This window comes from Methylomonas defluvii (assembly GCF_033949435.1).
GTDB classification, from domain to species: Bacteria; Pseudomonadota; Gammaproteobacteria; order Methylococcales; family Methylomonadaceae; genus Methylomonas; species Methylomonas defluvii.
On record NZ_JAXARY010000045.1, the window covers coordinates 1 to 11715 of the forward strand.

Annotated in this window: 12 protein-coding genes and 1 pseudogene; 11 read left to right on the forward strand and 2 right to left on the reverse strand. The window is 51.6% G+C overall.

Annotated elements, in window-relative coordinates:
- A pseudogene (locus tag QLH52_RS24150) lies at positions 1–104 on the forward strand (IS5/IS1182 family transposase); the annotation flags it as partial.
- Between the two features lie 14 nt (positions 105–118).
- On the opposite strand, the gene smbP reads toward QLH52_RS24150, so the two are convergent.
- On the reverse strand, positions 119–454 hold the full coding sequence (gene smbP, locus QLH52_RS24155; protein WP_205452749.1) for a small metal-binding protein SmbP: 336 nt from the start codon (positions 452–454) through the stop codon (positions 119–121).
- Between the two features lie 211 nt (positions 455–665).
- On the opposite strand from smbP, the gene nth reads away from it, so the two are divergent.
- The 5 genes from nth (at position 666) to QLH52_RS24180 (ending at position 4204) form a co-directional block, all read left to right on the forward strand.
- Complete coding sequence (gene nth / locus QLH52_RS24160; protein ID WP_033158489.1) at positions 666–1301, forward strand: endonuclease III; 636 nt, start codon at positions 666–668, stop codon at positions 1299–1301.
- A 106-nt stretch (positions 1302–1407) separates the two neighbouring features.
- Complete coding sequence (locus tag QLH52_RS24165; protein ID WP_033158488.1) at positions 1408–1989, forward strand: hypothetical protein; 582 nt, start codon at positions 1408–1410, stop codon at positions 1987–1989.
- A 29-nt stretch (positions 1990–2018) separates the two neighbouring features.
- Positions 2019–2591, forward strand: a complete 573-nt coding sequence (locus tag QLH52_RS24170) for a DedA family protein (protein WP_033158487.1) — start codon at positions 2019–2021, stop codon at positions 2589–2591.
- 3 nt (positions 2592–2594) lie between these two features.
- Complete coding sequence (locus tag QLH52_RS24175) at positions 2595–3446, forward strand: HvfB family MNIO-type RiPP peptide maturase (RefSeq protein ID WP_319963250.1); 852 nt, start codon at positions 2595–2597, stop codon at positions 3444–3446.
- Positions 3446–4204: an HvfC family RiPP maturation protein gene (locus QLH52_RS24180; protein WP_319963251.1), complete on the forward strand. Its 759-nt coding sequence runs from the start codon at positions 3446–3448 to the stop codon at positions 4202–4204. The genes QLH52_RS24175 and QLH52_RS24180 overlap by 1 nt, the downstream gene beginning before the upstream one ends.
- On the opposite strand, the gene QLH52_RS24185 is transcribed toward QLH52_RS24180, so the two are convergent.
- Entirely contained in the window at positions 4182–4517 is a 336-nt protein-coding gene (locus QLH52_RS24185; RefSeq protein ID WP_319963252.1) for an ASCH domain-containing protein, read from the reverse strand. The two genes, QLH52_RS24180 and QLH52_RS24185, sit on opposite strands and share 23 nt — an antisense overlap.
- Before the next feature lie 264 nt (positions 4518–4781).
- Between QLH52_RS24185 and QLH52_RS24190 the strand changes: the two genes are divergently transcribed.
- From QLH52_RS24190 to QLH52_RS24210, 5 genes are all read left to right on the forward strand, one after another.
- Positions 4782–5864, forward strand: a complete 1083-nt coding sequence (locus QLH52_RS24190; RefSeq protein ID WP_319963253.1) for a methyl-accepting chemotaxis protein — start codon at positions 4782–4784, stop codon at positions 5862–5864.
- Between the two features lie 12 nt (positions 5865–5876).
- Positions 5877–6245, forward strand: coding sequence for a response regulator (locus QLH52_RS24195; RefSeq protein WP_020484376.1), 369 nt, complete (start codon positions 5877–5879; stop codon positions 6243–6245).
- Positions 6246–6325: 80 nt separating this feature from the next.
- On the forward strand, positions 6326–6613 hold the full coding sequence (locus QLH52_RS24200; protein ID WP_033158482.1) for an STAS domain-containing protein: 288 nt from the start codon (positions 6326–6328) through the stop codon (positions 6611–6613).
- A gap of 12 nt (positions 6614–6625) precedes the next feature.
- Complete coding sequence (locus QLH52_RS24205; RefSeq protein WP_033158481.1) at positions 6626–8800, forward strand: chemotaxis protein CheA; 2175 nt, start codon at positions 6626–6628, stop codon at positions 8798–8800.
- A gap of 43 nt (positions 8801–8843) precedes the next feature.
- Positions 8844–11715: PAS domain S-box protein (locus QLH52_RS24210; protein ID WP_319963254.1), on the forward strand; the 2872-nt coding region annotated here is incomplete at its 3' end.

Genomic DNA, 11715 nt, shown 5'->3' on the forward strand with positions numbered 1-11715 from the left:
GACTGAAACATTTTAGAGCTATTGCCACCCGATATGACAAACTAAAACGCAATTTTGAAGGTGCTATCGCCCTGGCTTGTGCATTTATATGGTTACCGATGTGAAACGGCAACAGCCCCTACTTGTTGCCCGCCTTGATATGGTCAACGGCTTCTTCGGCGGCTTTTGTAGCGACATCGGCATGGCCCATTTTGCCGTGTTCAATTGCGCTTTCCAGGGATTTTACCCCGGCATCGAGATGCGTTTTAGAGTCGCCCTTGGCGACTTCAGCACCTTTCTTGGCATGGGTTAAGGCCGCTTCGGCATGCTCCACCAAGACGGGGCTATGGCCGGCTTTGCCGTGGGTGACAGCCTGTTCGGCATGCTTCAAGGCTTCGGTAGCATGTTCTTCGGCGAATACACCGGCACTCGCGAGCAGTAATGCACTAATGGTAATGGCAGTAAATGTTTTCATAATTCCCCCGAATTGAATTGTTGTGGTTTTCCGCACCCATTCTGAGTGCTAGCTAGTGACTTGATGCGCGCGAGTTTGGTTCCAAACTAAATGCGACAATTTAGTTGACTCGTTACTTAGTTCCTTTAGTGAACAAGTAACGACGCCACCAATATTTGCCTTGCAAGCCGGGAGAATCCTGGAAAGCTTGGCTTTGTATCCCTTTTTGAGCATGAATAACGAAAAACGCCTACAGATATTCCAGCGCTTGGCCGAAGCCACGCCGAATCCGACCACCGAACTGAATTTCACTACCCCGTTCGAATTATTGGTGGCGGTGGTATTGTCGGCGCAAGCGACCGATAAGGGCGTCAACAAGGCGACTGCCAAATTGTTTCCCGTGGCCAACACGCCGCAAGCGATCCTGGCTTTGGGTGAAGACGGTTTGAAGGAGCACATCAAAACCATCGGCTTATTCAACAGCAAGGCGGCAAATGTCATAAAACTTTGTCAGACTTTGCTGGAAAAGCATGGCGGCGAAGTGCCGCGCGAACGGGAAGCGTTGGAGGCGCTGGCCGGGGTGGGCCGCAAAACGGCGAATGTGATTTTAAACACCGCATTTGGGGAGCCGACCATCGCCGTAGATACGCATATTTTCCGGGTCGCCAATCGCATCGGCCTGGCGCCGGGCAAAAATGTCCTGGAAGTGGAGCGCAAATTGGAAAAAACCGTGCCCAAGCAATACAAGAAAGACGCGCACCATCTGCTGATTCTACACGGCCGGTATATTTGTGTGGCCAGGAAGCCGCGTTGCGGCGCTTGCTGCATCGCCGATGTCTGTGAATTTAAGGCAAAGAATTTAGACTGAATATGCAATAATCAGAGTAGAGCAATAAGGATTACGCATCAGTCGTAAGCCCCGGTAGTAATGTGCCGGAGCACCATAAATAAAAATTAAACGAGAGGATAAACGCATGAAAAAATTTAATAAATCTCCGCTGGCCGCTGCGATGGGCGGTGCGCTTTTGTCCGGCATGGCTGTCAACGCGCAGGCCGATGCCAACCCATTCGCCGTTTCCGAGTTGTCTAGCGGCTATATGCAAGTTGCGACGTCGCATGCAGAGCATTCAAACGGCAAAATCAGTCAGGGCGCGTGTGGCTCTAATGCAATGGACGGCAATGGCATCAAAAAAAGTGAAACCAAAAAAGCTGAAGCGAAAAAAACCGAAGGCTCATGCGGCGAAGGCATGTGCGGCGGCATGATGAGTGGCGGCAAAATGAAAAAAGGCATGGAAAGCGCTTGTGGCGCGATGATGAAGGGTAAGGAAGGCGCTTGCGGCATGGGCATGATGACCGGCGGCGGCATGATGAGTATGGGCAGCATGGGTGGCATGGATCACGGCGCCGACAAGCCTAAGAAAGCCGAAGAAGGCAGTTGCGGTGCCATGATGGGTGGTGACAAAAAAGCCGGCGAACATAGCTGCGGCGCCATGATGAAAAACGAAGAAGGTAGTTGCGGGAGCAAAATGGATGCAGACAAAGCAGCCAGCCATTAATTTCGATTCATCGCCAATAGACCGACACTATGGATTTTAATGATTTACAGCAGCTGGTTATCGATTACGGCTATTTAGCCTTGTTTATCGGTACGTATCTGGAAGGTGAAACCATTCTGGTCATCGCCGGCTTTTTAGCGCACGGCGGCTATTTGCAATTGGAATGGGTGATGCTGACGGCGTTTTTGGGTACCTTTGCCGGCGACCAGACCTTTTTCTATCTGGGCCGTTGGAAAGGCATCGCCTTTCTGGAGAAACGTCCGCTCTGGCATAGCAAAACCGACAAGGTTTTCGATTTGCTGCACAAGCATCAGATCCCGGTGATATTGGGATTTCGCTTTCTCTACGGCGTACGTAACGTCACGCCGTTTGTGATCGGGGCCAGCAAGATTCATCCCTTGAAGTTTTTCTTGCTGAATTTTCTCGGCGCCGGAATTTGGGCGATAGCCGTCGGTTATCTGGGCTACACCTTCGGCCAATTTGCCGAGTCCATCATGGGTCAGGTCAAAAAATACGAAATGTATATCCTGGGCGTATTGGTGGCGATTGGTTTAGCCTTATTCTGGCGTTCTACCCACAAACCGGAAACACCGGAAGAGTAAGTCATGGATAGCGTTCGCAATCTCGTTCACGGTGCCGGCTTAGGCTTACGGCGTTCGTTTTTGAGCGAGATTGTCGAGTCGCCGCTGGCCCATGTCGGCTTTTACGAAGTGGCGCCGGAAAACTGGATGACCATCGGTGGCAAGTTCGGCAAACAGTTTCGCGCCATGACCGAGCGTTTTGATTTTGTCTGTCATGGCCTGTCGCTGTCGATAGGTAGCAGCGATCCTCTCGACGAGCAATTCGTGCACGATTTGAAAGTGTTCATGCGCGAGCACGGGATCAAATTCTACAGCGAACACCTTAGCTATTGCAGCCATGGCGGGCATTTATACGATTTGATGCCGATGCCATTCACCGAAGATGCTGTCAAGCATGTTGCCGCGCGTATTCGCAGGGTGCAGGACATTCTGGAACAGCGCATGGCCATCGAAAACATTTCTTATTACGCCTCGCCGGGCCAGGAAATGGCCGAAATCGATTTTTTCAACGCGGTAGTCAGTGAAGCCGACTGCGATGTGCTGATCGACATCAACAATATCTACGTAAACAGCATCAATCATGGCTACGATGCCGAAGTCTTTCTGCGGGCCATGCCTGCCGAACGCATCGCTTACGCGCACATCGCCGGCCATTATGTGGAAGCAGAGGATTTTCTGGTCGATACCCACGGCGCGCCGGTGATCGATCCCGTCTGGACTTTGTTGGGCAAGGCTTACGAGCTGTTCGGCGTGTTCCCTACCCTGCTGGAGCGGGATTTCAACATTCCCTCCTTGCTTGAATTAAGCCAGGAAGTCGATACCATCCAAGCCATTCAGCAGCACTATGCGGCTGGTCGGCAAAAACAGGTAGCCTGATGGCTGCCGATTTTCAGGCTACCCAAAGCCAGTTTGCCGCGTATATTCGCGATCCGCAAAACAATCCGCCGCCGGCAGATGTCGAGCCGCGGCGTATGGCGATGTATCGGGAATTGTTTTTCAACAATATCGACAGTTTTATTGCCAGTAATTTTCCGGTATTGCGAGCCATCCTGAATGATGCGCAATGGCAGGAAATCACTCAGGATTTTTTTACCCGGCATCGCTGCGAAACACCCTATTTCTCGGAAATTGCCGAAGAGTTTTTAGCGTATTTACAAAACGAACGAAATAATCCGGACGATTATCCATTTCTGTTGGAATTGGCACATTACGAATGGGTGGAAATGGCTTTGTCGATTGCCAAGGACACACCAATATTGGGTGACAGCGATTTTCTGGATAAGTTGTTGCCGCGCAGCATCGCGTTATCGCCCTTGGCCTGGCCGTTACTTTACCGTTATCCGGTACAGGCAATAGGCCCCGGCTTTTTGCCGCTGGAACCGCCGGAGCAAACCACTTGCTTGATCGTTTACCGCGACAATCTCGACTGCGTGCATTTTCTGAAAACCACCGGATTGACCATACGCTTGCTGCAAATTTTGCAGGATGAAGGGCCGATGACGGGCGAGCAGTGCTTGCAAGCAGTTGCCACGGAATTCCCGCAACTGGATAGCCAAGCCTTAATGGCCAACGGCCCGCCGATGCTGCGGGAACTGGCTGAGAAAGGGATTCTTATTCCGGCTGTTGCCGCTTAAAGCTATGCACCCAGACTAGTCCGTCCTCGTTCCACTCCATGCCGCTGTGCATTTTCAATATTAAATCCTTATACATTGCCAGATTCGGATAACCCTCCGCCCGGGCGTCCGCGTCGCTCATATCGCCTATTCTTTGGCGCTCCACGCTAGTTACTTCAAATACGACGTCTTCCAATACAAAGGTTTCGCCGGGGTAGGCATATAAACCGTCGCGGCGTTGCTGGGTTTTGTCGCCGGCCAGCGTTGCCGCCACTAATTTGGGGTGTCGGACCAAACGGTCGATGCTGCAAGATTTTTCGGGATAGTCAGTCATGAAAGCGGATGTCCTTGTAGTACGGGATAAAACAGCTTGGCACTTTAAAAGCCTTAAACACGCATTGCAAGCGACTTCCGTTAGCAGTTTCGCAAATTAATCATAAGTTGTGGGACTAACCCTACAATTTGTCGGTAGCTTTCTAGATAAACCGAATTTTCCTGCCTATACTTTTTTCCACATTGAATTTCCAGGCCACTGAACCGAAATGATCGGCGGCAGAGGGCTGCGAAATCATAAAAAAACCAGGGAGATTACGCCAAAATGTCTATATTCCAATTTGCGGTAATGATTTGCGTTGCATTGATGTCGGCAGGAATAGCCGCTTGGGTGACCAAAAAACGCTGTGTTGCCGCTACGCAAAATACCTTGACTGACAAGGCCCCCGCCTTATCGGTAGCCGAAATAGAAAACTATATTTCCGGTCTGGATCGGTTTGCCGAGCAAGTCACGCCGGTATGGGCAGCACAAATCGATTCGACCCGGCAACAAATCGAGCAGGCGATTACGTTGTTGACTCAACGCTTTGCCGGGATTACCAATAATCTGGAAGCGGCTTTAAGATCCTCCCATTCCACTCTCGGTGGCAACGGCGAAGAAGTATTCGTAAACAGCAACACCAATTTGCAAAAAGTGGTGAGCTCCATGGATGCGGCATTGCAGGAAAATTTGGCGGTTTTGCAGAAAATTCGCTCCTTGGCGGGCTTTATTGATGAACTTAAGCAGATGGCCAAGGAAGTGGCGCGGATTGCCGAACAAACCAATCTGATTGCCTTAAACGCCGCTATCGAAGCGGCTCGGGCTGGCGAAGCAGGCCGCGGTTTTGCCGTGGTGGCGGACGAGGTTAGAAAGCTATCCAACTTGTCCGGTGAAACCGGTAAGCAGATCGGCTCCAAAGTCGAGCAAGTTAGCTCTGCTATTCAAACCGCCTTGCTAGCGGTGGAAAAAAGCGCGCAAAACGAGGCCGAAGCGGTCTCCGCTTGTAACAGCAATATTCAATCGGTAATGGATAACCTGCATGACGTGTTTACCAAATTGCAGGGCTATTCAAGCAACTTAAGCCATTCGGCGCAGGCCATAAAAGGTGAGATAGACGAATCCTTGGTGCATTTTCAATTTCAAGACCGGATCGGCCAAATTCTGCAACACGTCAAAGACAGCATTGCCGATTTCCCCAAACAGCTCAATCGCAGTCATGCCGGCGGTGTATTTGCGTTGCGGCCGATAGATGCGGACCACATTTTAAGCGGCTTGACCAGCACCTACACCATGGAATCCGAACACCACGCCCATGGTCATGGCAATCGGGCCGTTGAACCTCAAACACAAGAGATTACTTTTTTCTAGGATATTAAGCATATGGCAAAAACGATATTGGTAGTAGACGATGCGGCGTCGGTCCGTCAGGTAGTAGGTATTGCGCTGAAAGGCGCCGGTTATGAAGTAATAGAAGCGTGCGACGGCAAGGATGGGCTAAGTAAGCTCAACGGCCAGAAAATTCACCTCATCATATCCGATGTCAATATGCCGAATATGGACGGCATTACCTTCGTGAAGGAACTTAAACAGCTGCCGGCCTATAAATTTACCCCGGTCATTATGCTGACCACCGAATCCCAGGAAGGCAAAAAGCAGGAGGGCCAAGCTGCGGGCGCCAAAGCCTGGGTGGTCAAACCGTTTCAGCCGGCGCAAATGTTAGCGGCCGTTTCCAAGTTAATTTTGCCTTGATCGGAGTATGAACAGCGGTCGTTAATCCCGTTTCCGCCGATTCATATAAGTACCTCTGTCTATGTCTAGCGAGATCGTCCATGCCCAGCCTAACCATTAAAGACGAATTAACCATCTACAACGCGGCAGATCAGAAATCCAATCTGCTGATGTTTCTAACGGCTGGGGATGATTTGGAGATCAATCTTGCCAACGTCACCGAAATCGATACTGCCGGCCTACAGTTGTTGATTCTAATTAAACGCGAAGCCGCGCATTTGGGTAAGAGCTTGCGTTTCGTGATGCACAGCAAAGCCGTGTTGGATGTGCTGGAACTGGCAAATCTGACGGGCACTTTTGGCGATCAGGTCGTGCTGACCCAAAACTAAGGAGTATGCGAAATGAGTTTTGATGACCAAATGCGTGATGCGCTGAAGACTTTTGTGATTGAAAGTCTGGAGTTGTTGCAAGACATGGAAGACGGCTTACTCGGGCTGGAAGACGATCAAGATCCATCCGAACGGATTAACGCCATTTTCCGAGCCGCACATACCATTAAGGGGTCGGCGGGATTGTTCGGTCTGGATCATATCGTTGCCTTCACCCACGTGGTGGAAAGCGTGCTTGATACCTTGCGCGACGGAAAGTTGAGCGTTTCGCCGGAACTGGTCGCCATTCTGCTACCTTGCTGTGACCATATGATTGAACTGATTCAAGCGGTGGCCGACGGTGAAGTAAACGCCAACCCGGCGATGACCAATGCCGAACGACAATTACTAGATGGCTTGGAGTCTTTCTTGAAGCCTGAGCCCAAGCAGGCGATGACGACTGTGCAGCAAGCTAGCGAACCGCTCGAAGCCAGCGGTGGCGGCGTAATCGACAGCGGCAATTGGCATTTGTTTATTCAATTCGGCGAAAACTGTCTACGCGACGGTATGGATCCCTTGTCTTTCATCCGCTATTTGGCAACGCTAGGCGAGATTATGTCGCTGACTACTTTCAGTCATGCGATGCCGGATGCCGAAAGCATGGATCCCGAGAGCAGTTATCTGGGTTTTGAAATTGTCCTAAAAAGCGACGCAGACAAAGCCGCTATCGAAAGCGTGTTCGATTTTGTTCGCGAAGGCAGTTACATCCACATTTTGCCGCTGGAAGACAAAATCCCCTACTACGTCGAACTGATCAATTCGCTGGGCGAAGACAATGCCCAACTCGGCGAGCTGTTGCTGAAAAGCGGGGTCATTACCCAGCGTGAACTACAAGAAGGCCTCAACGCGCAGCAGGCGCAAGTCCCGCAACCGAATACCCGCCTTGGCGAAATCTTGGTCGATCAACAAGTGGTACAGCAGCCGTTGGTGAATGCGGCACTGGAAAAGCAGCAGCAGATTAAAGACAACAAAGCCCGAGAAAACCAAACCATACGGGTAGACGCCGAGCGCTTGGACAAACTCATCGATGTGATAGGCGAACTGGTTATTTCGGGTGCGGGTGTCAATCTGCGTGCCTTACAGACCAGCGATTCCGCGCTATTGGAAGCCACCAGCGAAATGATGCGCTTGGTCGAAGAAGTGCGCGACGGTGCATTGCAACTGCGGATGGTGGCGATAGGTGCCACATTCAGCCGCTTCCAGCGAGTGGTGCGCGATGTCGGCAAAGAACTGGGCAAAGATATTGCCTTGGTCATTACCGGCGGCGACACCGAAGTGGATAAATCGGTTGTCGAAAAAATCGGCGATCCGCTGATGCACTTAGTCCGCAACGCCATGGACCACGGTATCGAGTCTGCCGAAGTCCGCGCCGCGCGCGGCAAACCCAGTCGCGGTGAGCTCAGATTAAACGCCTACCACGAGTCGGGCAGCATCGCCATAGAAGTTAGCGATGATGGCGGTGGTCTGGATCGTGATCGAATTTTGGCAAAAGCCATCGAAAAAGGTTTGGTGCAAGCCGACGCCAAACTAAGCGACCATGAAATTTACAGCTTGATTTTCGAACCCGGCTTTTCAACCGCCAGCCAAATCTCCAATCTGTCCGGGCGCGGTGTCGGCATGGATGTGGTCAAACGGAACGTGACCGATTTACGCGGCGACATCGAAGTTGAAAGCAGGCCGGGTCAAGGTTCCACTATCCGCATTCGTTTACCACTGACATTAGCCATCATTGATGGGTTTTTGGTGGGTGTAGGTAAATCGTCATACGTGATTCCTCTTGACCGGGTTGTCGAGTGTCTGGAGTTGTCCGGCGATTTGATTGACAGGGATTACATGGATTTGCGCGGCGAAGTGCTGCCTTTTATCCGCTTGCGCGATCTGTTCAACATCAGCGGAGATCAACCGCGCAGACCGAATGTCGTCGTGGTGCATGCAGCGGGTGTCAAGACGGGGCTAGTCGTTGATCGCTTAATCGGCGAGTTTCAGACAGTGATCAAGCCGCTTGGCAAGTTATTCGGACATGTGGAAGGGCTGGGAGGATCCACGATCTTGGGCAGTGGCGAAGTGGCGTTAATTTTGGATGTACCTGTCTTGGTGAGCGCCTTTGAACACAAGCTTCAGGGCAATATGCACTTGGCCCAGGCTTGAGCCCAATTGGAAAAAAGCCAATTACATACTATGGAAAATAGCCATGAGAAATAATCAACCCGTTACTGACGTCGAATTACACTTTTCCGAAGAAGACATTCTCACCTCTACCACCGATTTGAACGGTTATATCACCAGCGTCAGCCCGGCTTTCATCAAACTGAGTGGCTTCACGGAATCGGAACTGCTGGGGCAGCCGCACAACATTGTGCGCCACCCGGATATGCCGGAAGAGGCCTATGAATGGATGTGGCGAACCATTTCCGCCGATTGCACTTGGCGCGGATTGGTAAAAAACCGTTCCAAAAATGGCGATTTCTATTGGGTGGAAGCCAATGTCGCGCCAATTTACAACGAAGGCCAGATGATTGGTTACCGGTCTATCCGCTTCAAGCCAGCACGTAGCGAAGTTGATGCGGCGGCCGCGCTATATGCCGATATCAAAGCCGGTCGCGTTAAAAACCCCTTTAAAGAGGGAAAGATTTCTAGCGTATTCAGCAAAATTAAGCTCTGGCAAAAGTTTGTTGCCTTAGTGGTTCTGGCTATTGCTATGTTCGCAGTGCCAACCTACTTTTTGATAAATGACAATATCGCAGACAAGGATTTCGCATTAAAGGAAAAACAAGGTGTCGATTACGCTACGGAGAGCATCAAACTGATGCAACTAGTGGTAGAGCACCGTGGCTTGAACGCGATGGTAATCGCCGGCAACACACAGGAGGCGAGCCGCCGGGAGGCGAAACGCAACGAAGTCGATCAGCAAATCGCCGGTATCTCCGCATTGGACGGACGGTTGGCAGAATTAAAGCTGACTTTGGCCTGGCAAGCGCTTAGGGAAAAATGGCAAGAGCTGGCGGCTTCGGCTAGCAAATTTGATGCACAAACCAATCTTGCAAAGCATGGCGAATTCATTAGTCAATTGCACGCTTTTAACCGCAAAGTGGCTGATGCATCGGGGCTAGGATTGGATCCGGAAGCCGATACCTATTACGCCCAAGTGTTGGCAATCAGTTTATTTCCTGAGCTGTCCGAACAATTGGGTATGCTCAGAGGCGTGGGTTCGCCGATTTTGCAGCGAAAAGCCGTGACTGTTGCAGAAGCCGCTTACCTGCGAGCATTAATCGCGAATGCTGAAGAAACCCTGGCGATGATCGACGAGAATATCCCCAAAATCGGCAGCATGAACCCCGCACTCCGCACGGATTTGCAAAAAGCCACCGCCTTAGCCAAGCAAGCACTGACCTTGACTGAAACGGAAATTTTACAACGCGGGCAACTTGAGCTTGCCGGCAGCGATTATTTCAACAGCTTGACGCAGGCTATCCAACAAAACTTCTCGTTAGCAGGCGGATTTAGCAAGTTGCTATATGCCGGTTTGGATGCCCGTTTGGCGCGATTAGGCGGCACTATCAATACTACGATGATAGTCGTGTCCTTATTCTTGTTGGGTTTCCTGGCGATGAGTTGGTACATCGTCATGGGGGTGCTCCGCCCTGTCAATGCCATGATTCATGCCATGACCTTGTTCGGGCGCGGCCAAATGCCGCAAAACGATAGCCATAACTACGGCTTAGAATTCAATCAACTGAATGAGGGTGTCAAAGCCGCAGTATTTTCCGTGCAATCTTTGATTGCCGATGCCGTCATGCTGTCCCACTCAGCTGTAGAAGGACAGCTGTCCACCCGTGCAGATGCGACTAAACACCAGGGTGATTATCGGAAAATCGTCGTAGGTGTTAACGACACGCTGGAAGCCGTGATCGGCCCTTTGAACGTCGCCGCCGAGTACGTCGATAACATCTCTAAAGGCGCCATCCCGGCGAAAATCACCGACACCTACAACGGCGATTTCAACAACATCAAAAACAACCTGAACAACTGTATCGACGCGATCAGCAGCATGGTGGCCGAAGCCGCTGCGTTGGAAAAAGCCGCCATCGAAGGCCGCTTAGCCACCCGTGCCGACGCCAGCCAATACCAAGGCGATTACCGCAAGATTGTCGAAGGCGTCAACAACACCCTGGATGCGGTGATCGGACCTTTGAACGTGGCGGCCGAGTACGTGGACAACATCTCTAAAGGCGCGATCCCCACCAAAATCACCGACACCTACAACGGTGATTTCAACACCATCAAAAACAATCTGAACAACTGTATCGACGCGATCAGCAGCATGGTGGCCGAAGCCGCTGCCTTGGAAAAAGCCGCCATCGAAGGCCGCTTAGCCACCCGTGCCGACGCCAGCCAATACCAAGGCGATTACCGCAAGATTGTCGAAGGCGTCAACAACACCCTGGACGCCGTGATCGGCCCTTTGAACGTCGCGGCCGACTACGTGGACAACATCTCGCGCGGGGCGATTCCGGCGAAAATCACCGACACCTACAATGGCGATTTCAACACCATCAAAAACAACCTGAACAACTGTATCGATGCGATTTCCAGCATGGTGGCCGAAGCCGCTGCGCTGGAAAAAGCCGCCATCGAAGGCCGCTTAGCCACCCGCGCCGACGCCAGCCAATACCAAGGCGATTACCGCAAGATTGTCGAAGGCGTCAACAACACGCTGGATGCTGTGATTGGTCCGCTCAACGTCGCCGCCGAGTACGTGGACAACATCTCTAAAGGCGCGATCCCCGCCAAAATCACCGACACCTACAACGGTGATTTCAATGTCATCAAAAACAACCTGAACACCTGCATTGATGCGGTGAACGCCCTGGTGGCCGATGCCAATATGTTATCGACCGCTGCCGTCGAAGGGCGTTTGGCCACCCGCGCGGATGCCACGAAACACCAAGGCGATTTCCGCAAAATCGTCGAAGGGGTCAACAGCACGCTGGATGCGGTAATCGGGCCCTTGAACGTGGCCGCCGAGTACGTGGACAACATCTCGCGCGGGGCGATTCCGGCGA